Below are 24,231 nucleotides of genomic sequence, written 5' to 3'. Positions count from 1 at the left end.
TAAAAACTTTAAAGGAATAAATAATGACAACAATGAATAAGCAGTGGCGCTTAAAAGAAAGACCCGTTGGCGAGCCGAGCGCTGATACTTGGCAATATACCGAATCAGAACTGTCGACTATTTCAGACGGTGAGTTATTGATAAAAATTGAATATATTTCTATCGATCCAGCGATGCGTGGTTGGTTAAACGATGCCAAATCTTATATCGCACCAGTACAGATTGGCGAGGTGATGCGTGCTGGCACCGTGGGTGAGGTTATTGAAAGCAAGCATGAGAAATTTGTAGTCGGTGATTATGTCGCAGGTCATAATGGCGTACAGTCTTATGCCGTCAGTGATGGCACTGGACTACATAAAGTCGATCCAAAACTTGCGCCGTTGTCTTATTACTTAGGTGTGCTTGGTATGCCCGGCATGACTGGCTACTTTGGCTTATTAAAAACTGGTCAACCAAAAGCAGGCGAGACTGTCGTTGTTTCTGGCGCTGCCGGTGCTGTTGGTGGCTTAGTTGGTCAAATTGCCAAAATCAAAGGCTGCCGCGTCGTTGGTATCGCGGGCGGTAGCGATAAATGTAAATTCTTAGTCGATGAGTTAGGCTTTGATGCGGCAATCGACTACAAAAATGAGAATGTGAAAAAAGCGTTAAAAGAAACCTGTCCACAAGGCGTCGATGTGTATTTTGACAACGTTGGCGGTGATATTTTAAATGACGTGCTGACACAAATTAATCTACATGCGCGTATCGTGATTTGTGGCGCTATTAGCCAATACAACGCTACTACAGAAGTAAAAGGTCCATCAAACTATCTGTCACTATTAGTCAATCGTGCGCGGATGGAAGGCATTGTGGTCTTTGATAATATCAAAGAATATCCGACGGCAATGAAAGACATTGCTGGCTGGATTCAGTCAGGTGACATTACAGTAAAAGATCATATCGTCAAAGGTATTGAGACCTTTCCTAGTACGTTGATGATGCTATTTAAAGGTGAGAACTTCGGAAAACTGGTACTCAAGGTAGAGGGATAAATCATGACACTGAATACAAATGGAATTGCATCAGGTGTAGCAAGTAATGTGACTGGTAAACGTATCTTAATCACAGGCGGTGCTTCTGGTATCGGTGCGGCTAGCGCGCTTCTGCTAGCGAGTCGAGGTGCTAAAGTCGTGATTGGTGATTTGGCGGAGGTATTAGGACAAGCGGTCGCGCAACAAGGGCAAGATGCTGGTAATAGCATTGTCTTTAAAAAGGTGGATGTTACCAGTGGCGATGAAGTACGCGCTTTATTTGCCTTTGCGATGGAAACATTGGGCGGTCTTGATGTCGTAATAAATAATGCCGGCATTGACCATAAGCCTGCACAGATGCATGAGCTGAGCGATGAGCACTTTGACCGTAATATCGCTGTAAATCTTAAAGGAACGTGGCATTGCATGCGCGCTGCGATAAACTGTATGGCGCCTAATGGTGGCGGTCATGTGATTAATGTTGCCTCGATTGCTGGTTTGCGTTCTGCGCCGCTGCTGTCAGCTTATAGTGCTGCTAAACATGGCGTGATGGGGCTGACTAAGTCTGCAGCCATTGAGTATGCCCGTGCAAACATCCGCTTTAATGCGGTATGTCCAAGCTTTATCGATACACCAATGGTACGCAATACCATGGCAAATATGGACGAGCGCGCGCAAAAAGCCACTATTAATGCCAGTCCATTACGCCGTTTAGGGACAGTTGATGAAGTATCTGGCGCGATTGCTTGGCTGGCTAGTGATGAGAGCAGCTTTATGAATGGTCATGCCTTTACCCTTGATGGCGGGATGTTGGCTTAATATCTTATAAATAGATATAAGCAAGTGATTAACAGCTTAATCATTGATTGAGCTGTTTCTAAAAGAATAATTTTTATAAAGCTGCTTTTGATAAAAATATAAGGAATAATAATGAAAGATTTATTTGATTTAACGGGTAAAATCGCCTTAGTCACTGGCGCGAGCCGCGGTATTGGCGAATCTATTGCACGCTTGCTCGCGTCAAGAGGCGCACATGTCATTGTCTCTAGCCGTAAGATTGACGCTTGCCAAGCGGTTGCGGATAGCATCATTGCAGACGGTCATAAAGCCAGCGCCTTTGCCTGCCACGTCGGAGAGATGGAGCAGATTGATGCAATCTTTAAGCATATCAAAAACGAGTTTGGTCAAATTGACATCTTAGTCAATAATGCCGCGGCAAACCCTTATTATGGGCATATATTAGATACCGATTTGGCTGCTTTTGATAAGACCGTAGACGTCAATATTCGTGGTTATTTCTTTATGTCCACCGCTGCTGGCAAGATGATGCGCGAGCAGGGCGGCGGGGTGATTTTAAATACTGCCTCGGTCAATGGCTTGGTAGCCGGTGATAAGCAAGGTATTTACTCAATCACTAAAGCGGCTGTCATCAGTATGACCAAAGCTTTTGCCAAAGAATGTGGCCCGTTAAATATTCGCGTCAATGCATTATTGCCAGGCTTGACCGATACCAAGTTCGCCTCTGCTTTGACCACCAATGATAAAGTCTTAAAGATGGCACTACATGCTATTCCACTAGGACGCGTAGCTAACCCAGACGAGATGGCTGGCACGGTATTGTATTTGGTATCTGATGCATCAAGTTATACGACGGGCGCAACGATAGTCGTAGATGGTGGCATGTTAGCCTAGTTAATCTCTGGTCAATAAAAGTAGATTTATTTTTAAAAACCGTATACTAATAAATGGCATACGGTTTTTTATTTGGTTATAGTAAGTACTAATATTTTAAGTAATAGTATTTAAAGAAGGGGCCAAGCATGCCAGTAACTAATAATAATGATTTTACTAATATTAAAACATGGTTATTCGTTCCGGCGACTCGCATAGATAGAGTGGCAAAAGCGTTTTCTAGTGGCGCTGATGCGGTTATTGTTGATTTAGAAGATGCGGTTGCTGCAGCGGACAAGGCAGAAGCTCGCAAGTCATTACAAGTCTATTATGATAGTCAGGACTATCAGCCTATTTGGATTCGCATTAATCAAGCAAGTAGTGAGGATTTTGTAGAAGATTTAGAACTCTGCCAGCAGATGCCAAATCTTGCTGGGGTAATATTACCTAAAGCTGAGCGGGCTTCAGATATTGAACAGCTTCATCACTCTACTGGTCTGCCGGTCATTGCATTGATAGAAAATGCAATTGGCTTGTATCAAATCGATAGTATGGCCAAAGCGTCAGGGCTGGTCGCATTTAGCTATGGCTTTCTAGATTTATGCAATGATTTACAAGTGCAAGTAGGCACGGAGGCAACGGATATTATTGCCAATCAAATTCGCTATCAGCTATTGCTGACCTCAAAAGTGCATAATCTATTAGCGCCTATTGATACAGTTTATACCGATTTTAACGATGATAAAGGTCTCAGTCAGCGAGTACAGTTATGGTCACAAATGGGGTTGTCTGGCATGTTGTGTATTCATCCTAAGCAAGTAGCTGTCGTCCAGCAATCTCTTCAACCTACCGATACTGAGATTGATTTTGCTAAACGTGTGGTAAAAGAATATCAACGCAGTGGGCAAGCAGTATTTAAAATAGATGGCAATATGGTCGATGCGCCCGTGATTGAGCGTTGCCGTCAGTTATTAAGTCAGTTATTGTCTAACTAGCAGGTAAGCAGATAATGGTTTATTATTCATCCTACCTATTAATAATTTATAAAAGTACTCTATGATTTTTATCAGCAATACCATTAGCCTTAATGACAGCGATGTCGAGATTAGCGCCATACGCGCGCAAGGAGCAGGCGGGCAAAACGTCAACAAAGTATCGTCTGCCATACATTTACGCTTTGATATCAATGCCTCAAGCTTGAGCGATGTACACAAACAGCGCCTATTAGACAGTAAAGACAGCCGGATAACCAAAGAAGGCGTGCTAATCATTAAAGCGCAGCAGTTTCGTACCCAAGAAAGAAATAAAATCGATGCCTTTGAGCGCCTGCAAAGTTTTATCATAAAAGCCACTTACGTTAATAAAACTCGCAAAACCACTAAACCAAGCAGAAATGCTAAGCGTAAACGAGTAGATGAAAAAACCCAGCGCGGCAAAACTAAAGTATTACGCGGTAAAGTGGATTTTTAAGTGGAAGATTTTTAAACGTAAAATGCCAGCCCATTTAAATGGCCTGGCATTTTTGACTGCTTTCATTTGATATTGGCATTTAATGACAATAATCTCAACTATACCGCTAGGTGAAAGCTATTTAGCCGAGTCTTTTACTTAACTCAGGAAAGCGTTTTATCATAAACAACATCAGCAGCAGCGCCATACTAGCGATAGCTGCACCAACATATCCTACGCTTGATATTGAGATATGCGTCACAGCATAACCGCCAAATAAAGCACCCGTACCAATCCCCAAGTTGATAATTCCTGAAAACATTGACATCAGCATATCTTGTGCATTGACATCGACCATGATGACCTTGGCTTGCATAGAGATAATCAGCAGCATGAGTGCAGCGCCCCAAAGTAAGGCAATCAGGCTGAGCGCCCAGATAGAGGTCACAGCAAGTAATAGCGCAAGCATCGACAGTAATATCAATATCGTCGATATCAGCATCAATCTAGTATTGAAACGATCGCCCCAACGGCTGAATATCACACTGCCCGCAATCCCTGCGACACCGAACAGTAGCAGTATAAAAGTTGCCGAGTTTTCACTGATTGCGCCGACCTGCCGCATGAAAGGCTCGATATAAGAGTAAGCGGTATAGTGGGCGGTAAAGACCAGTAAAATAAGCAGGTACAGACAGACCAATAAAGGGTTTTTGAGCAACTCTGGGATTTTTCTAAAAGAGCCTTCAAACATACTGGGCAATGTTGGCAAGAGCCTTGCTTGCAGAACGAACACAACAAAAGCAAGCACGCCAATGCCACCAAAGGTCGCTCGCCAGCCAAACCATTGACCAACCAAGCGCCCCAAGGGCACACCGAGCACCATCGCTAACGACGTACCGGTCGCAAGCACACTTAGCGCCAGTGCTTTTTTACCTTCAGGTGCCACGCGTATGGCGATCGCTGCCGTGATTGACCAAAATATTGCATGTGATAGCGCAATCCCAACTCGGCTGATGAGCAGCACTTGAAAGCTCCACGCAAATACTGACAACACATGGCTGGCAATAAAAACCGCAAACAAGGCTAAAAGTAAGCTCTTGCGCTCAAAGCGGCTGGTCAGTAGCATCAGCGGCAATGACATGGCAGCGACAATCCAAGCATAAAGCGTCAACATCCAACCGGTCTCGGCCGTGGTAATGGAAAAATCTTGGGCAATATCGCTTAATAAGGCGACAGGAACGAATTCTGTGGTATTCATAATAAAGGCGCTAACACCCATTAAAAATACTTGGAAGTACTGAGTGCGGCGAGTATTTGAGCTCGCTTCAAGATTGTGTGTCATAAAATCCAACAGTTAGAAAGAGTGCTAAAGAATTAGCGTAAAAACGGGGCAAAAATATCTGCTGACAGAAGAGAGGGAAGCAAGATAACAAGTCAATGGCTTTAGTTAAAGAGGTTTTTTGCTAATAAAAGTGATTATGCAAAGAAGGTTAGTATTATTGAAGATAAACCTGTTTTATTCATATAGACAATCTGCTTAAGAAAAGTGCCCTACTGCTGTAATAAGTTTTTAAAAGTTTCCAGCAGAATTTATCTATAGTAAGCGCAGTTTTATTCATCATGATAAATATAGGTTTTGACAATAGGCTTATCTAATTTGTCAAAATATATAAATCAGAGGATTATTCCAATAATTCTCGTGCTTTATTGGAAGTTACCCTATGCTCATTAATGCAGATTTTGCATGCCGTGCTGAACTAGCACCTGAACAATATCAGTGGGTTAAATCACCGAAAAATGGTGTCGAGCGAGTAATGCTTGATCGCGTGGGCGCAGAAAAAGCGCGTGCAACCAGTATTGTACGCTATGCGCCTGATTCTCATTTTCCTCATCATTTGCATCCCGGTGGTGAGGAGGTTTTGGTATTGTCTGGTACTTTTTCTGCCGATAACATGCATTATCCTACTGGCTGGTATCTGCGTAATCCACCAACCTCAGGACATCAGCCTTATAGTAATGAGGGCGCTGTTATTCTTGTCAAACTCTGGCAGATGTCAGCAGACGAGACGCATGATATCGCTATCGACACTAAAGATGCTGTAAATTGGCAAAAGCAAGGTAGTCGCGAGGTCTGTCATTTATACTCAGATGCGAGAGAGCAGGTTAGTTTACAACGCTTAAATGCCGGCGATGTATTATTCACCGAAATCATCGCTGGTGGAGCAGAGTTATTAGTATTAGAAGGTGAACTGATAGATGCAGAACAAACGTATCAGCATGGTAGCTGGATACGTCTACCTGACGGTGCAGAAGCACAAGTAAAAGCAGGAGCAGACGGCGTGATGGTTTATCTAAAAACCGGGCATTTATCACAAATCATTGGTGTTGATAGTAGATGAGTTTATTCATCTACTATCGTCAGTCTATAGCTAAAAAGGCCATCCTTAAACAATCATTTCCTTCGAATGAGTTCTCCACGCTTATTGGGTGCTTTACCGTCTAGGTTTATCCCAAAATCAAAAATTTCCTTGTAAGTTCACTTAAATACTATTGATTAACCTTTTTTCAAACAATCTTCCCTAACATAATTTAGATACATATCAGCCCTTCACATTGCTAGATTCTTTCTATAAAATACCGACCAGGTGGTTTCTTTAATATATATACATTATTAATATATACTTAATTTAAGACAGGTGTTGTAACTATGAGTCCTACCACTATTGCTTACGGTTACCTTGCGATTGCCATTATTTGTGAAGTGATAGGCACTACCTTTTTAGTAAAGTCCGAACAGTTTACCCGTTTGGTGCCGACACTAATTATGGGGGTGCTTTATACCATCTCGTTTTACTTGCTGACACAAACCCTCAAGACTATCCCACTTGGTATTGCCTATGCACTTTGGGGCGGGCTGGGAATTGTGCTGACCTCACTCGTTGGCTTGGTGTTTTTTAAGCAAACGCTTGATACAGCAGCAGTGGTCGGTATCGCTATGATTGTTGGCGGTGTCGTAGTGATGAATTTACTGTCTAATTCTGTGGTGCATTAACCATTAGCATGGAGATGAAAATGGAAACTGAAAACGCCTATAAGCGTAAAAAACAGCCAGAGCTCGTCCGCCGTGCGCTGCTCGATCAAGCAGCACGGATAACTTTAGAGCAGGGTTTATCTAAGGTCACATTTCAGGCAGTGGCTGATGCAGTGGGTGTTACCAAAGGTGGTGTCATGCATCATTTCACCACAAAGAATGCGCTGATTCTTGAGGTGTTTAATGATGCCATGGCCAAGTTTGAAGCAGAAGTAGATGCGGCAATGGCTAAAGATCCTGTGCGTTATGGCTCTTTTACTCGCGCCTATATCGATGCCACTATCAGTTTGGGCGAAAAAGGGCAGAAAGAGTTTAATAGTCAAGCAACGTTATATGTATTGATGCTTGGCGATATTGAGCTGCGTGAATTGTGGGCCGAGTGGTCAAACGAGCAATTAAAGAAACATGCAGCAACCGACAACACTGAAACCTTATGTATGGTGCGTCTGGTCGCTGATGGTATTTGGCTCTCTGATTTTTCAGGTATCAATATATCGGATAAAACGTCATTGCGTGAGCGTTTAATAAAAATGACGCAACACGAAGGTTAGCAAAACACTGCTGTAAATAATAGACATTAAGTAATAGATATTGTCTAAGCGCTTTATAAGCCAACAGTTAAATGCACTGTTGCATAAATGGTTTGTAAATAAAGACCACATCAATTTTATTTTTAACACTTAAATCATGACGATATTATTCAAGATGAGCGCTTTTTTACTAAGGGCACTTATCAGTAATCGTAAGGAAAAACTATGGAAAACTCAAATAACTTGAAAGACATCATCAATTTAGAGCAAGTGCAAACCGCTTATATCAATGGTCGTTATTTAGCTATCGATAAATCGTTACCAACTTTTGCAGATATCAATCCAGCAACAGGTGAGCTATTGGCCACCATTCAGCAAACGAGCACTGAGCAAATTAACGAAGCCGTAAAAGCAGCACAAAAAGGTCAAAAAGTGTGGGCGGCGATGACAGCGGTTGAGCGTAGCCGTATTTTATTAAACGCCGTCGCTATATTGCGCGAACGTAATGATGTATTAGCACTGCTCGAAACCAAAGACACTGGTAAAGCGCTCTCTGAAACCAAATACGTCGATATCGTCACCGGTGCTGACGTCGTTGAGTATTATGCAGGTCTTGCACCCATGCTTGAAGGTCGTCAGATTCCGTTACGTGATACTAGCTTTGTTTATACCCGTCGCGAGCCGCTGGGTGTAGTAGCCGGTATTGGCGCATGGAACTATCCGATTCAAATCGCTATGTGGAAGGCAGCGCCAGCATTGGCCGCCGGGAACGCAATGATTTTTAAACCATCAGAAGTCACGCCTTTGACTGCACTAAAGCTGGCAGAAATATTCACAGAAGCAGGTTTGCCAGACGGCGTTTTTAACGTCGTTCAAGGGGACTATAAAGTGGGCGAAGCATTAACCCAGCATCCTGATATTGCCAAAGTCTCCTTTACGGGCGGCGTGCCAACCGGTAAAAAAGTCATGGCAAGCGCGGCATCATCGTCGCTTAAAGACGTCACTCTAGAGCTTGGTGGTAAGTCACCATTAATCATATTTGAAGACGCAGATATCGATACCGCCGCTGACATTGCCATGATGGCGAACTTCTATAGTACCGGTCAGGTCTGTACCAATGGCACGCGCGTCTTTATTCCAAAAGCCTTACAGACCAAATTTGAGCAAGCTATCTTAACGCGTGTCGAACGTATTAAGTTGGGCGATCCGATGGATGAGAATATTAATATGGGCCCATTGGTCAGCTTTTCGCACATGGAGCGAGTACTTGGCTATATCGAACAAGGCAAAACCAGTGGCGCACGCTTATTAACGGGTGGCGAACGTGTCACGACAGGCGCACTTGCTAACGGTGCGTTTGTCGCACCGACTGTATTTAGCGATTGCAGCGATGAGATGACTATCGTACGTGAGGAAATCTTTGGTCCTGTGATGTCGATATTGACTTATGAGAGTGAAGAAGAAGTGATTCGTCGTGCCAATGATACTGAATATGGCTTGGCAGCAGGGGTTGTGACCGCTGATTTGACTCGCGCGCATCGAGTCATTGCACAAATTGAAGCGGGTATCTGCTGGTTAAATACTTGGGGCGAGTCGCCCGCGCAAATGCCAGTCGGTGGTTATAAGCATTCAGGCATTGGCCGCGAAAATGGCATCGAAGCCCTTGAGCATTACACGCAGACAAAGTCCATCCAAGTAGAGCTAGGCAAGTTTGAATCGGTATTTTAATCACTTATATTTGAAAATTTTTTAAAACAGTGAGGTTGATATATTAGGAATAGTTTGTCCTTTGAACACAGCCTTACTGATATGAAATGATGGATTTTTTAACATTATGGAGCGTTTTATGACATCAACCACACCTGAGTATGACTACATCATTGTCGGTGCCGGTTCAGCAGGTAACGTGCTGGCCACGCGCTTGACTGAAGATGCCAACATTAAGGTATTGCTGTTAGAAGCCGGTCGTCCAGATCATCGTTTAGACTTTCGTACCCAGATGCCAGCGGCGCTCGCCATGCCTTTGCAAGGAACAACTTATAACTGGGGCTATAAAACCGATCCTGAGCCGTATATGAACAACCGCGTCATGGACTGCGGTCGCGGTAAAGGGCTCGGTGGTTCATCGTTGATTAACGGAATGTGTTATATCCGTGGCAACGCCTTGGATTTTGATGATTGGGCCAAAATTAAAGGCTTAGAAGATTGGACCTATTCTGACTGTTTACCTTATTTTAAAAAGTTAGAGAACCGTGATGCCGGCGCCAATGATTATCATGGCGTCGGTGGTCCAGTTGAGATGACCACTTCCAAGCCAGGGGTCAATCCGCTGTTTCAAGCCATGATTGAAGCGGGCGTACAAGCAGGTTATCCAAGCACGGATGACCTAAACGGCTATCAGCAAGAAGGCTTTGGACCGATGGATAGGTTCGTCACGCCTAATGGTCGCCGTGCCTCAACAGCTCGCGGTTATCTTGATCGCGCCAAACCGCGTAGCAATATCACCATTTTGACAGGTGCACTTACCGATGTGATTTTATTCGAAGGCAAGCGTGCTGTTGGCGTTAAAGCCGAGCACCAAGGTCAAACCAAGAACTTTTACGCAGCTCGTGAAGTCATTGTCTCATCGGGCGCGATTGCCTCACCGCAATTATTGCAGCGTTCAGGCATTGGTCCTGGTCAGTGGCTCAAAGAGTTGGGCGTCAATGAGATTCTTGATTTGCCAGGCGTCGGTAATAACCTGCAAGACCATTTAGAGCTGTATATGCAGTATGAATGTAAGCTGCCAGTCTCGATTGCCCCTGCCAATAAATGGTGGAATAAGCCGGCGATTGGCGCTGAATGGCTATTCAATGGCACAGGACTTGGTGCATCAAATCAGTTTGAAGGTGGCGGCTTTATCCGTACCGATGAGAAGTTTACCCATCCTAATATTCAGTATCATTTTCTGCCACTTGCCGTTCGTTATGACGGCCGCAGTGCTATTAATTCTCACAGCTTCCAAGCGCACGTTGGCTCATTACGCTCGCCAAGTCGTGGTCGCGTTAAGCTGACCTCGAAAGATCCAAATGCTCATCCGAGTATCTTATTTAACTATATGTCGCATGAGCAAGACTGGCAAGAGTTCCGAGCAGCCATGCGTATCACCCGCGAGATTATGCATCAGCCTGCGCTCGACCCTTATCGTGGTCGGGCTATTGCGCCAACCGATGATTTGGTGACCGATGCGCAGTTAGATGAATACGTCCGCAATAATAGCGAAACCGCTTATCATCCGTCTTGTACCTGTCCGATGGGCGAGGGTAATGATGCCGTGGTTAATGGTGAAGGGCTGGTGCACGGTATTGATGGTTTGCGCGTTGTCGATGCGTCGATTATGCCAAATATTATCAGTGGTAATCTCAATGCTACGACCATTATGCTGGCGGAAAAAATCGTCGATAAGATGAGAGGCAAACAGCTGCCACGTTCGACGGTAGATTATTATGTTGCGAATGGTGCACCGTTAAGAGGCGAGCCGATGCGTGCTTACGGTTCTGCTGTTTAAGCAAACTATTTCATAAGCGATCATACAAACTACTCAATTACTTAGCCAGTTTTAATAAAAAGGCCTTTCAATGCAAAGGTCTTTTTCATCAGCGCTAATGTATTTGAGTCATGAGTACAGCCTGACAGCGCTTATCTAATTTTAGATATTAACTTTTCATTTATTTTATATAACCATTTTTATTTATTGGTACTGCTTTGTGCATCATACCGTTATGAGGTTTTATATATAGTCATAAAGTTATGACGGACAAAGCAATATCAGACCGTGTTTCATTTACTTATTGAGGTCTTATATGTACAGCTCGCCATCAGAAGATGCGCCGAAACTCCTGAGTTTAAATAAAACGGTTTTTTTAGGCTCAGCTATTATTTCAATTTTATTAATAATCTGGACGATTGCGTTTCCAGATTATAGTCAGAACTTGCTCAGTGCCAGCATGGCTTGGGTATCAGAGAGTTTTGGTTGGTACTACATGTTGGTGGTTGCTGCCTATAGTATTTTTGCGTTATTTGTTGGTCTGTCCAAATATGGCGATATCAAACTTGGTCAAGACCATGAAAAAGCCCAGTTTCCTTTTTTAACGTGGGCAGCCATGCTGTTTTCAGCGGGTATCGGTATTGATTTGTTATTCTTTGGCGCGTCTGAGCCGTTGATGCATTATCTAACACCGCATACAGGGCTTGAACCTGCCAGTGCTGAGGCCATGCGTGAAGCGCTTGCGCAAACTTTTTTGCATTGGGGCTTACACGGTTGGGGTATTTATGCCCTCATCGGTATGGCGTTGGCTTATTTTGCTTATCGCAAAAATATGCCATTGGCATTACGGTCTCCATTGACACCGATATTTGGCGAGCGCCTAATCAAAGGCTGGCTTGGTGATGGTATTGATACCTTTGGCGTCGTCTGTACCTTGATGGGCATTGCCACCAGCTTAGGTATTGGGGTATTACAGGCCAATGCTGGTTTGACGCATGTGTTTGGCATTGAATCCAGTAAGATGGTACAGACGCTCATCATTGTAGGTGTTGTCACTGCCGCCGCTATCTCTGCCATGACTGGTGTTGAAAGAGGTGTACGCCGCTTATCTGAATTCAACATGTTATCTTCAATATTGCTATTAATCGCGATATTAGTGATGGGTAATACGGTGTATTTACTGAATACATTCACCCAAAATATTGGGCAGTATTTCCAAACCATTATTTATAAAACCTTTGATGTCTATGCTTATGACGGGACTGCTGGAGCTGACTGGAAGTCAGGTTGGACGATATTTTTCTGGGCATGGTGGGTGGCTTGGGCACCATTTGTAGGCTTATTTATCGCCCGTATTAGCCGTGGTCGTACCCTGCGCGAATTCGTATTTGGGGTAATGTTTATCCCACTTGGCTTTATCTTTGCTTGGTTCTCTATCTTTGGTAATTCAGCGATAGATTTGGTCGCCAATGGTGCTACCGAGCTTGGCGAGATAGCGGTAAATGATGCCGCGATGGGCATGTTCGCCTTGTTTGAGTACTTTCCTTATAGTGATGTTTTATCATTTGCTGGTGTGGTTATTGGGCTAGTATTCTTTGTCACCTCAGCGGATTCGGGCGCATTAGTATTAGCGAACTTGAGCTCAAGAGGCATGACCAATGATACCGATGCGCCAGTGTGGTTGCGCCTGTTTTGGGCCGCGGCAACCGGTCTTATCACTTTAGGCTTATTATTTGCTGGTGGCTTTGCCTCATTGCAGTCCGTATCGGTCATTGCTGGTTTACCGTTCTCGCTTATCCTAGTGCTCTATATGATGTCGATGTGGAAATCTTTAAAAGAAGAGGGCAATAAGCGTAAAGCGAGCACCATTGGCACCGCAAATGTATTGGATAGTGGCAAAGGCTGGAAAGCTCGCTTACAACGTATTGTCAGCTTCCCAAGTCATACGCAAGTTGAGCGATTTTTACAAAGTGTCGTTAGACCTGCGATGACTGAAGTTGAGAATGAGCTCAAAGCGGGCGGTCTAAAAACGGCGTTAGATATCCGTAATCCTGCTCATATCGGGCAAGATATTGATGAAGGCATGGATGAAAGTAGCGGTCAAATAGATGGTCTAAAATTGCGGGTTGGACACGGTGATGAAGATGACTTTATCTATGAGGTCAATTTAATCAAAACGGAGCGCCCTAACTTTACGATGAAAACCTCCAGTAAACATGTGGAGTATTATTATCGTGCTGAGGTATTCTTAAGTGATGGCTCGCAAGAGTATGATTTGGTTGGCTACACCAAAGAGCAGGTATTGGTCGATATATTGCATCAGTATGAGCGCCATTTGCAGTATCTACACTTAGAGCGTTAATGATTAAATAATATATTGCTAATGTACATTGACCCTATAAGTTGAAAGCAGCTTATAGGGTTTTTTAAAGATATTTTTTAGTCTTAAAGTTTAATGAGTTGTAGGCAGTTCAATATAAAAGAGGTACGTTAAAAATAGCGTTATGCTGGGATGAACTTTCCTCGCTTGCTGTGCGCTTCGCACTCCAGAGGCTTCGCAAAATTTATCCCAGCAGCACTGTATTCTTCTCACGTTGAATCGAGTATATTAAAACTATAAGCGACACCAGTTGTCGCTACTCTATCCAAACCGCTTTATTTTTATATGAGTTTGTATTATAGTTATTGAGTCAGGCAAAAATAACGTGACAGATAATTAACCCTCGGGGCGCAACGCTTCACTTCTTAATTAATCTGTTTTTAACGAACTATGATTCCCAACGTTATTTTCGTTTATTCATAAACAGCTTCGCCTGCATAAATCCCAAAAATTATATTTACTAATAACTAGAAAAATTGAACAGACATAATGCTCGTTCACTTTGTAAAAGTGTTGACGCTGCAACCATGAAATTCTGTGTTGAAAAACTAACCATAAATAAAACCGCTACGCTACCGAATCAATTCACTCACTTAACTTTATAAATAATGACGTCATTTAACAAAATGGCGAACAGCCTCGGCTGACTTAAAGTTGTGACTAAAAAACTGATAATTAAAAATGCTGCTACAAAACTATATTCAAAAAAAAGGAAAACCCTATGACAAATACCAAATACTTTTTTGAACAAAATCGCATAGACGATGTTCAGTGGTCAGGTGTATCACGACTCTCAAGCTTGCCGTCATTGCCAGACGATGGGAAATCCCCACCGCTAAAAACCCCTTTGTTTTATCTTAAAAGCGTGTCTATTAACACTTATGAAGATGATATTTATTTTGTTAATAATACCGATCAGACGCTACACTTTGTAGCGCCATTTAAGCTATATAAAAATTTAGCTGATGCCAATGCCAAGCTCGGTGATGTAAGCGATAGAAATGTGCATAAGGCTAAACTTTATGCTGACGATATGGATCGTTTATACACCGATGTGTTGCCCAATCAAGGCGTGCGCATTGGACGTACGCATATTATTTATGATAGTGACGCGCTAATGCAGTGGTTTATTCAAGTGCCATTTAAAGCTGTTGACGCTCATTATGGCATGTGGCTCTTTAATGTGGTTGAAAAAGGGGGCGTTGGTGAGGCATATCCATTACTGTGGGATAACTTTGGCAAACCCACGCACATGGTCAGTTGTCAGTGCTTGACTGAACGCGCTGATATGCCGATAGAGCCTTCGGTTTATGAAGAGCGTTGTTGGGTATTTGATAGATTAATAGAATCGCTGGGTATAGCGGATGCGCTATTTGTACTGGCGATTAATGACGTTCTTTATCGTTATTGTGTGGGCTGGAGTGCCCCTTACAATGAATCGGATATCCAAGCAAAAGATATTGCGCATAAACTGCAAAAGTTAAAACCTAAAGATGCGCAAGCAGTGAAAGCCATTGTTCAAAGCGTTTATGACTTTTGGTTTAATGAAGGTTTTGTGAAAAATATCTCAGTGGAGGCTTGCACGGAGCTTTTTGATTTGTACCAAGAATGGCTGGCTAATGATAAAGCTAATCATTAAAAAATGAGTAAGAAATAATAAAAAAAGGAGAAGGCAATGATGTTGCCCATTGAAAATAACGACACGTTTTTACTGTTTTTTCACGGTTTAGATTCAAGCAATGAGACCAGTAAATATACTTGTATTACGCGTGAGCCGAAGCTTTGCCAAACGGTTAATTATCGAGATGACTTTAAAAAAGTTTTTGAGATTTATGAAGCGTTGATTCAAGAAAAAATGCAAGTATATCCTAGAGTGGTATTAGCAGGGCATTCACTTGGTGGTTGGTTTGCCAATCATTTTGCCTATAAATATAATCTGCGGGCGTTATTGATTGCGCCCTGTATTTATCCTAGTGAAGTTTTAGCCAATCGTATTCCAGAAATGGCTAATATGAAACTGTCTTTTCCGACGTCTAACACTGAGATGACACGGGTGATGGTCGAGGTCGATGATGAGTGCCTAGACGTGGCTGTCGCTAAGCGCACGTTAGTGAACTTGCCTGAGAGCTGGGAGGTTGAATATTTTGAGCGTGGTCATCATCGTATTGCTCGTAGCAGTGAGATTTGGAGTCATTTGCTAGATTTGTGCGAAGATCCTCTGGTTTGGATAGATACCGCTACATTTTATGGTGAAGATTAACAGTCATAACATAATCTGGTATGCTATGATTATTGAACATTTTTATTAAAAACCGTTGTTAACAACGATTTTTAATACCTATCGTGGGTTTAATGGTTTTGTTGTGCTGTCATTGTCAATAAGTAATCAATGATAGCGCGACAAACCTTGCAACTTCCAGCACGATATAAAACAACTCTGGTAAAGCGCATGAGCCTGTACTCCGACAAGGTTATCCATGCCTAATTTTATTTGCCTATTTAGGCTTATTTTTATAAATCTGTTGTCGGAGTTCAGGAGTCTTACATGCTAGATAAAAAAACGAGTCATTCTAAATATACTTGTCGTTATAATCCGCGTCACCCTTTGGCGCAACAGGTTATCAGTCAAATAGATAAGCTTGAATTGCGCCCACAAGATATCGTCAAAGTGATGGGTTATCCCATCAAACATACCATTCCTGCTTGTGATCGTCTGCGTCATGTATTGTCTAGCGAAAAGCTGGGGCTGGATGGGAGTTATATCGATGGCTGTTTTACGGCTGATCAGTTTTTAGAGAAGTTGTGCTCAGTACTTGATATGAATTATCAAAAATTTTCAGATGATATCGCCCAAATCAAATACGCTCTAGCGCATTATTCTCATCCGCAACTTCAATATAGCTTGCAAGCTGATGTTGATTTTACGTTTGGGGTAAGCTCAAACTGGCTGTCGCGATGGGGTGCTTCACTGTCTACTCGTGTATATTTGCCAAGCGGATTCGGAAAATTGAATGAAGCCGAGCGTAAAGCGATTATTAAAGAGAATATCCACGAGCATTATCGGCAATATGAAGGCAACGTACCGTATGATGGTATGATAAAAGGCTATCATTTGACGATCGAGCGGAATAATGAAGTTATCGATAGGGTGAAGTATCGATTACCAAACTCTACTAGTGCCTGATATAGGTTTTATAAAAGAAGCAAATTAAGGTCAAATGTTATCTTGATGTTGTAATCAAGCTGATAGATGAGTTGACTTGGAAGCTATGTTAAATAGCTTTAAATAAAAACCGCCCAGTGCTAAATAGCGCTGGGCGGTTTTTTTGACGATTCATTAGGGCTATTTAAAACGCGCCACTAAGTCCGACAAATAAACTGGTTGATTTGTCATCATCACCTTGCGAGTGGGTGACGCCAGCATTGGCATTTAACAGACCAAAGCTTTTAGACACACCCAGTGTCATACCAAAATTATCATCGTCAGTCTTTACCATCGGCGTATCAAAGCTGATATTTGATATGGTATTTAGGCGGGCAGAAGCAGCTTTCCGATTGTCGCTCAACTGCTTTTGATAATGGACATCACCGAATAGATTAAGCGTGTCGGCTAGGTTATGATTGGCTTTTACACCAAGCTTGCCATAGGTTGTGGTATATTTTTGCTCGTCGAATTGCATGGCAATACCAGACATCTCTTGTTCTTTTAGCGCATCCAATCTTACGCGGCTAGCCGTTGCACCGATATATGGCGTGATAGCGAGGCTGCTTACTTGCATCGGGTAACCGGCCTGCAAATTGGCGTAATAGCGTTTACCATCGGCATTGGATTTAAATGCTTGTTTATTGCCGCCAAGCGTGACTGCACGTGTGACATCAATATCCATATTACCAAAGCCAACTGCACCATTAAGCTGCACACCGCCAAGACTATCTAAAGTATTGCTATGATAAACACCAAAGCCCACTTCTTCTAGCTCAATATTGCTTAAGCCAGTACGAACCGCTGAGTTCTCAAACTCTTTTTGGGTAATGTTACCATATAAACCTGTTACCGCATTGGCGGAGTCAGGGTGAGCGAAATCTACACCCAGCAATACTTGCGTATTACTATCGCCTTCAAATCCTGTAATGTCTTGATTTTCAAACTCACCGGTTGCCCACAAGTTACGAGCAGGTTTTTGCTCACTACTTTGGATTTGGTTGATGTGAGATTGCAAGCGCTCGTTGGTTGCAAGTCCTGCTGTCGTCGCAATGTGTGGCAAAACTCCAATTAAGCTAGGTGCGGTTACGACGGCACTTGCATAATCAGCAATCATTTGATGCGCGCGTCCTGACGGATGGATACCATCAGCGAAAAAGTAGTTCTCATTAGCACCTGGCGTTACTAAGTTGTTCGATCCACATAGCAGTGAGCTTGCTGTCGTACAAGCTGCTTGAGTAACATTCGTAAAACCATAAGCAGTAGGGTTGGCAGCTACCTGTTGTAATAAGCTAAAGGTATCTAGCGGTATAATATTTGCGCCGGTAGCGACAGCACCACTATACATAGATTGGTTGTATAGATTTGCCAACATAGTACCAGACGATTGGAAACCTGCTCCTACAGCAATAGCAGTAGGTGTGAGCCCTATATCAGGAATATTGGGTACTAAAATATAGTTTGCACCATTATCTTTTAGCGCTTTGATGGCTGCGACTTGGCTACCCGCAGCAGCTGAAACAGTATTTATAGCATTAGCAGGATTGGTGGCTGCTGCAAGTAAATCGTTTGCGCCTCCCCACACCACATACATGCCATTAGGATCGACTTTTTTATTAGTAAGATAGCCATTAACTTGAGTATTGACAGAGGCAACGGGAACGTTAACGCCGAAATCTGTATTAACGATATCTACGCCAGCTCTTGCCCCACCAATAGCATAGTTATTGCCAGTTTGCGCACCACCAACGGTATTGGCAACAGAGGTTGTACCAAGCTGCTCAGCAAATGAAGTCGCCCAAGTATTGTCAGGATTTGTCGTAAATTGTCCTGATTCGTTTAGGCCTAAAGTGCCCTGAGTAATTGGGCTAAAATAGCCGCCATCGGTTAAGCTGTCTCCAAAAAATGTCACGCTGCTATAAAGCTCAGCGTGAGCCAAACCAGCAACAGATAGTGAGATAGCCAGCATGCTTTTAGTTAGAGTTTTGAGGGTAGTAGGTTTAACAATAGGGCGAGAGGTATTACGAGGCATATCGACTTCCTTGTCGTCAATGTAGCGGATTTATTAAGAAAGTGTAACTGCTTTTAAAAAACCTAGCAATCTAATTCAGCGCAATCCTAAATATAAGTTGAATAACTCAAAGACTTCATAGAACAATATAACTCTCGAAAGTTTTTTCTCTTGAAGAGTAAGGATAGTTTGAAGGGTAAATGCAGTATGAGAAAATCGGCTTTATGCTAAATGGGTAGGAATAAAAAAGGAGAATGAGGTAGCATTAGACAGGATCTGCAAATTCAAATGTAAATAAAAAGGAATTTATAAAATGAAAGGAATCACACGTTTTTCGAACAGTTTAATGGAGAAGTATTTACCAGATCCGTTTTTATTCGTCATTATCTTAACAGTCGTTATTTTCGCGCTGGGCTTAGGCTTAACCGATTCTTCACCGGTACAAATGGTGGCGTTTTGGGGTGAAGGATTTTGGGCGTTACTTGCATTCTCGATGCAAATGGTGCTGGTACTGGTCACTGGTTTTGTACTGGCAAGCAGCCCGATATTTAAAAAAGGGTTAGGCAAGCTGGCGAGTTTCGCAAATTCGCCAGGTAGCGCGATTATCTGGGTAACCTTAGTATCACTTGCAGCAAGCTGGATTAACTGGGGATTTGGCTTGGTTATTGGGGCGTTATTCGCAAAAGAATTGGCGAAGCGTGTTGAACATGTCGATTACCGTTTGCTGATTGCCAGTGCTTATTCGGGATTTATCATTTGGCATGCCGGATTTTCTGGATCGATTCCGTTGTCGATTGCGACGGAGGGACATCCATTCGTTGATAAAATCGGTATCATTCCAACGAGTGCAACCATTTTTGCTAGTTATAACTTAATCATCGTTGCGGCATTAGTGATTATTGTGCCTTTATTAAACCGTTTAATGATGCCGAGAAAAGAAGATACGGTTACCGTCGATCCCAAACTTCTGGTTGATCCGATTATTGAGGAACTTCCGGCAAAATCAGAGATGACACCAGCAGAGCGTTTGGAAAACAGCTGGATTTTATCGATGGTCATCGGCGCAATGGGCATTGCTTTTATTGTTTATTATTTCGTACAAAATGGCTTTGCGTTAACGCTCGACTTGGTGAACTTTATGTTCTTATTCCTTGGGATTATATTCCATGGAACACCTCGCAAGTATTTGATTGCCGTTCAAGAAGCCGTCAAAGGAGCAGGCGCCATCATCGTTCAATTTCCATTTTATGCAGGCATTATGGGAATGATGACGGCATCTGGTTTGGCAGGTGTTATGTCAGATGCGTTTGTCAACGTTTCGACAGCAGACACGCTGCCACTTTTTGCTTTCCTAAGTGCAGGACTCGTCAACTTCTTTGTCCCTTCAGGTGGCGGACAATGGGCAGTTCAAGCGCCAATTATGTTAGAAGCGGCAGAAATGCTTGGCAGTGACCCGGCGAAAGTTGCCATGGCTGTTGCATGGGGCGATGCTTGGACAAACATGATTCAACCGTTCTGGGCATTACCAGCACTGGCAATTGCTGGACTGAAAGCCAAAGATATCATGGGATTTTGTGTCATTGTGTTGGTGGTCAGTGGCGTGGTAATTGGTTTAGGATTATTGTTTTTGTAAATAAAAAATAAGATTTCGACCTTGCCTGTTTTAGAGGTTTCCTTGAATTACGATTCATATGCTTTTCTAGAAAATCGCTTCAACCTTTAAAAAAATAAAAAAAGCCTCACTGTGTAGTGAGGCTTTTTAAGTATTTAGAGCGGGGAAATAGCTAATATCTATCCTAGCTGCCCCAACGATGCTAACTGAATCGTCCCGACTATATTGGAGACTGTTTTATGGGTGTCAGGCTTTTAAACTTGCTGCGGTAAATGTATCTTAATAGGTAGCCTCAAGTTTTTGAAGCGATACATAATTGATAACGTTATGTAGTCGCCTTTATTATGCCTCTACATGTGTATTCGGGTCATGTAAGCGATAAATACTAGACCACTAGGCAAGGTACTCTCTAAAAAGACCTATGCAGATTGGAATGAGATAGACCAAGAGCGTTATCCTCAACACGATCAGTTATTTTAAAATATGGTTTTATTCATCTTTCAACACCTTATACTATGTGAGTTATTGACGCCAAAAAGCCAGTGAGGTTATCAATAATCCTAAAATAGGGCAGGATAAATGACCGATAATAAGATAAACTCCTCCGCGAGCGCTGATGGGGTTCAATGCATATCAGACTGGGCAGATGCATTTGACTGCTAGAGCAGTTGTGAGAGACCATTTATACAAGAATATTTATACAAGAACATTTATATAAGGCACATCGCTATGGAACAAACACAAAACGCTGTAGAACAAAGACCCGTATTCATGCCTAGAGTCAACAGTGACAATCTGGTAAAAACGGATATGGTTAGGTTTGAGCGGCATGTGGGATTCGCGAGTAGACAAAAGAAAAAGTCCATCAATGATTTACATCAAGTCATTCGCAAAAAGTATGGATTTAATAACGTCTTAGAGCTATCTAGTAAATCCGGTAATAAGCTAAGCTTTGCGCTGAGCCCATCTAGCTTAAGGCTCGCTAATGAGCATGATGGGCAACAGTATAGTGTCGAAAACGCCTTTCAAAGCAGTATGGTTTTTGAGGACGGCGGTCCCTATACCGACTTGCTGAGCGCCCCGCCAAGACAAGCCAAAAAAGACGAGCGATTAATAACCTCGGGTGAATTAATGAGCTACGATTATTTTGGTATAGAGTGGAGCGTAGAGCCATTAACGACATTCTATGATTGGCTGTATGTGAATGCCCTAAAGCAAAACCCTCAGCTGCATGAAGAGGTCATGCAATATCAAGCTTTTACAGATATTGAGTTTAATCCCAAAAAGTCTATTCATTGTTCGGCTTATGCGCTGGCTATGTTTGTGGCGCTCAATAAACGAGAGCTGCTCGATAATGTTGAAGACCCAACGGTGTTTTTTAATTTATATAATGAATTTAAAGTGAGTAATACAGAGCAGCTGTTGGAAGAGGGTTGGCTCTGATAGCTAGACCAGCTCTACTGAGTCTGAAAGCCTCCCTAATTTTTAAATTTAGCCAGCACAGCATTTTCAATAAAAAAGGACACAACATCATGTTGTGTCCTTTTTTATTGGTATACATTTTGCCAGTAGCTCAGCTTTATGCTTTATTATCATCCAGCTCAAAGTTTCGCCCAGCCGATATAATACCTCAGTGATGCCAACCAAACTCCCACCTTGGCAATGCTGAGGCACCATTTTATATAAATAGCTATAAATTCACATTAACTTATATCCATTGTTATCAAAGGCTTTAAGCCAGAATATATTCTTTATTCAGTATAGACCAATCTAGGCAAAGTGTATTTTCGACTGTCGTCTAAGGTCAAAATACACCAAAACACCCATATCCATAAATTGATTGCATTCGAATTCAATATTAAATATACTCGAGTTATATTAATTTATAAGAAATTCCAATCAAGTTAATAAAGTATTACTTTATGAGTTTGGGAGGGCCATTAACAAAAGGATTTTGATTATGGAAAGTTTTGGTGCCCTTAACTGGGGGATTGTCATTGTTTATTTATTAGTTAATCTTTTGCTCGGCTGGTTTATGAGTCGGAAAATTTCTACTGCTGAAGATTATTATATTGGTGACCGTTCAGCCCCTTGGTGGGCGATTGGTATTTCTGTAATTGCCACTTATATCAGTGCCTTGTCGTTTTTAGGTGGTCCTGCCTGGGCATATGGTGATGGTATGGCAGCTCTCGCCATTCACATCAACTATCCATTAGTTGTTTTCATCGTCGTAGTATTTTTCCTACCTTTCTTTTATAGCAGCGGCGTAGCGTCTATTTATGATTATTTAGAACGTCGATTTGGTAAGAAATCCCGAGCAATCATGAGTGTATTGTTTTTGATTAGCCAAACCATCACTACGGCTTCTATTCTAACAGCCACCGCTTTTGTCATAACCTTTGCAACAGGTATAGAGCCAAAAACGGCAATTATCATTATGTCAGCTATCGTAGTGGGTTATACGTTAATGGGCGGCATGAATGCTGTTATTTGGACGGACGTCTTGCAAGGATTTATTTTGTTTCTTGGTGCGGGGATTATATTTTTCATACTAATTGGCGAAGTGTCACCGATGTCAGGCGCTCTTACCATGCTTGGCGAAAACGATAAACTAAATCCACTCAACTGGAGCGTAGATTTTTCGGTTACCCCAACGGTCTGGGCAGGCGTTGTAGCGATGACATTGTTTCATGTCACGGTATATGGTGGTAATCAGATGATGGTACAGCGCACCTTGGGTGCAAAAACTATGGGAGATGCTAAGAAGTCTTATCTATTGATGGGCTTTGTTGCATTTTTTATCTACTTTTTGTTCTTCTTTATTGGTGCGCTATTATACGTTTATTTCAAGGGTAAACCATTTGCACAACCAAATGAAATCATCTTGATATTTGCTAATATGCTTGCCATTCCTGGTTTGATGGGGATCATTGCTGCAGCAATCTTATCAGCTTCAATGTCAAGTCTATCATCGGCACTAAACTCTCTAGCGACGATATCTGTGCTTGATTTTTATCAGCCGTACGTAAAAAAAGATGGTAGTGAAAGGCACTATTTAGCCGCCTCTCGTATTCTTACCATCATTTGGGCAATATTAATCATTCCTGCTGCATTCGCATTCATTGATAGTAAAGGGTCTATTTTAGAGACATTTACAGAGGTTTCTTCATATTTTGTTGGGGCAAAGTTGGCCATGTTTGGTTTGGGCTTCTTTTCGAAACACACCACCGAGCGAGGTCTTATCACTGGTGTGATTGCTGGTTTTATTGGTTTATACGTGTTCGCAGTCGGTATTCCATTTACCGATTGGACACCACCAAATATCGCATGGCCTTGGTTTGTGGTCATTGGCGGTGCTATTAATATCATTGTTTCCATCAGTGCAAGCTTGTTACTTGATGGTAGACAAGAAGTTTGGCATGAACAAACGGTCAAAGGTCAACAGCTAAAGTTTGCCGCTGAAGGCAGACCTGAGAAAGTCGATGGATGGTATGTGGTACCTGGTAGAGTTGATAAAGTAGTGTGGTTATTACCAGTGCTATTTGTCTGTATTATATTATTCTTAGCATATTTTGGTACGTTAGGCTAAAGCGTGTCACTGGTTGGATTATGAGACCTACAAAGTAATCATTAGACGTAAGGAGACGGTATGAAGATCGGTGTCATTAGTGCAGATAGCGCAAGCGAGAGTCGGGTCGCGCTAACCCCAGACGCAGTAAAGAAATTACGCAAACTTGGGTTTGAAGTCA

At 42.4% G+C, this 24,231-nt stretch carries 19 protein-coding genes; 17 read left to right on the top strand and 2 right to left on the bottom strand.

What is annotated here, in order from left to right:
• Window positions 1-23: 23 nt before the first annotated feature.
• The 5 genes from EPB74_RS10535 (at window position 24) to arfB (ending at window position 4,151) form a co-directional block, all read left to right on the top strand.
• Complete coding sequence (locus EPB74_RS10535) at window positions 24-1,031, top strand: NADP-dependent oxidoreductase (protein ID WP_274904107.1); 1,008 nt, start codon at window positions 24-26, stop codon at window positions 1,029-1,031.
• 3 nt (window positions 1,032-1,034) lie between these two features.
• Entirely contained in the window at window positions 1,035-1,829 is a 795-nt protein-coding gene (locus EPB74_RS10530; RefSeq protein ID WP_274904106.1) for an SDR family NAD(P)-dependent oxidoreductase, read from the top strand.
• 111 nt (window positions 1,830-1,940) lie between these two features.
• Window positions 1,941-2,702 (top strand): SDR family oxidoreductase, encoded by a 762-nt coding sequence (locus tag EPB74_RS10525; RefSeq protein WP_446740041.1) that lies wholly within the window; start codon window positions 1,941-1,943, stop codon window positions 2,700-2,702.
• A gap of 128 nt (window positions 2,703-2,830) precedes the next feature.
• Window positions 2,831-3,676: an HpcH/HpaI aldolase/citrate lyase family protein gene (locus tag EPB74_RS10520; protein ID WP_274904105.1), complete on the top strand. Its 846-nt coding sequence runs from the start codon at window positions 2,831-2,833 to the stop codon at window positions 3,674-3,676.
• 61 nt (window positions 3,677-3,737) lie between these two features.
• A complete protein-coding gene (gene arfB / locus EPB74_RS10515; protein ID WP_274904104.1) occupies window positions 3,738-4,151 on the top strand; it encodes an alternative ribosome rescue aminoacyl-tRNA hydrolase ArfB in 414 nt (137 codons plus the stop codon).
• Window positions 4,152-4,272: 121 nt separating this feature from the next.
• On the opposite strand, the gene EPB74_RS10510 is transcribed toward arfB, so the two are convergent.
• Window positions 4,273-5,472 carry a sugar transporter gene (locus tag EPB74_RS10510; RefSeq protein ID WP_079691379.1) on the bottom strand — a complete coding sequence of 400 codons (1,200 nt, stop codon included), beginning with the start codon at window positions 5,470-5,472 and terminating at the stop codon, window positions 4,273-4,275.
• 379 nt (window positions 5,473-5,851) lie between these two features.
• Between EPB74_RS10510 and EPB74_RS10505 the strand changes: the two genes are divergently transcribed.
• The 9 genes from EPB74_RS10505 (at window position 5,852) to EPB74_RS10465 (ending at window position 16,841) form a co-directional block, all read left to right on the top strand.
• The gene (locus EPB74_RS10505; protein ID WP_274904103.1) at window positions 5,852-6,529 is read left to right on the top strand and encodes a cupin domain-containing protein; all 678 of its coding nucleotides are present in this window, start codon (window positions 5,852-5,854) and stop codon (window positions 6,527-6,529) included.
• Between the two features lie 308 nt (window positions 6,530-6,837).
• Entirely contained in the window at window positions 6,838-7,182 is a 345-nt protein-coding gene (locus tag EPB74_RS10500; RefSeq protein ID WP_274904102.1) for a DMT family transporter, read from the top strand.
• A gap of 20 nt (window positions 7,183-7,202) precedes the next feature.
• A complete protein-coding gene (locus EPB74_RS10495) occupies window positions 7,203-7,772 on the top strand; it encodes a TetR/AcrR family transcriptional regulator (RefSeq protein ID WP_274904101.1) in 570 nt (189 codons plus the stop codon).
• 204 nt (window positions 7,773-7,976) lie between these two features.
• Entirely contained in the window at window positions 7,977-9,479 is a 1,503-nt protein-coding gene (gene betB / locus EPB74_RS10490) for a betaine-aldehyde dehydrogenase (protein WP_274904100.1), read from the top strand.
• A gap of 118 nt (window positions 9,480-9,597) precedes the next feature.
• Window positions 9,598-11,298, top strand: coding sequence for a choline dehydrogenase (gene betA, locus EPB74_RS10485; RefSeq protein WP_274904099.1), 1,701 nt, complete (start codon window positions 9,598-9,600; stop codon window positions 11,296-11,298).
• Window positions 11,299-11,593: 295 nt separating this feature from the next.
• The gene (gene betT, locus EPB74_RS10480) at window positions 11,594-13,639 is read left to right on the top strand and encodes a choline BCCT transporter BetT (RefSeq protein WP_274904098.1); all 2,046 of its coding nucleotides are present in this window, start codon (window positions 11,594-11,596) and stop codon (window positions 13,637-13,639) included.
• 739 nt (window positions 13,640-14,378) lie between these two features.
• Complete coding sequence (locus EPB74_RS10475; RefSeq protein ID WP_274904097.1) at window positions 14,379-15,296, top strand: hypothetical protein; 918 nt, start codon at window positions 14,379-14,381, stop codon at window positions 15,294-15,296.
• A gap of 36 nt (window positions 15,297-15,332) precedes the next feature.
• Complete coding sequence (locus EPB74_RS10470) at window positions 15,333-15,917, top strand: YqiA/YcfP family alpha/beta fold hydrolase (RefSeq protein WP_274904096.1); 585 nt, start codon at window positions 15,333-15,335, stop codon at window positions 15,915-15,917.
• Between the two features lie 285 nt (window positions 15,918-16,202).
• A complete protein-coding gene (locus tag EPB74_RS10465; protein ID WP_274904095.1) occupies window positions 16,203-16,841 on the top strand; it encodes a hypothetical protein in 639 nt (212 codons plus the stop codon).
• A gap of 163 nt (window positions 16,842-17,004) precedes the next feature.
• Here EPB74_RS10465 and EPB74_RS10460 read toward each other — a convergent pair whose 3' ends face one another.
• On the bottom strand, window positions 17,005-18,891 hold the full coding sequence (locus EPB74_RS10460; RefSeq protein ID WP_274904094.1) for an autotransporter domain-containing protein: 1,887 nt from the start codon (window positions 18,889-18,891) through the stop codon (window positions 17,005-17,007).
• Between the two features lie 292 nt (window positions 18,892-19,183).
• Between EPB74_RS10460 and EPB74_RS10455 the strand changes: the two genes are divergently transcribed.
• From EPB74_RS10455 to EPB74_RS10445, 3 genes are all read left to right on the top strand, one after another.
• Window positions 19,184-20,503, top strand: coding sequence for a short-chain fatty acid transporter (locus tag EPB74_RS10455; protein WP_274904093.1), 1,320 nt, complete (start codon window positions 19,184-19,186; stop codon window positions 20,501-20,503).
• Between the two features lie 708 nt (window positions 20,504-21,211).
• The gene (locus EPB74_RS10450) at window positions 21,212-21,925 is read left to right on the top strand and encodes a DarT1-associated NADAR antitoxin family protein (protein WP_274904092.1); all 714 of its coding nucleotides are present in this window, start codon (window positions 21,212-21,214) and stop codon (window positions 21,923-21,925) included.
• Window positions 21,926-22,442: 517 nt separating this feature from the next.
• A complete protein-coding gene (locus EPB74_RS10445; RefSeq protein ID WP_089554926.1) occupies window positions 22,443-24,071 on the top strand; it encodes a sodium:solute symporter family transporter in 1,629 nt (542 codons plus the stop codon).
• Window positions 24,072-24,231 lie beyond the last annotated feature (160 nt).

It is taken from the genome of Psychrobacter sp. DAB_AL62B, assembly GCF_028895345.1.
Lineage (GTDB): Bacteria > Pseudomonadota > Gammaproteobacteria > Pseudomonadales > Moraxellaceae > Psychrobacter.
The sequence above is the reverse complement of the archived record's forward strand: the minus strand, read 5'-3'. Positions and strand labels throughout refer to the sequence as shown.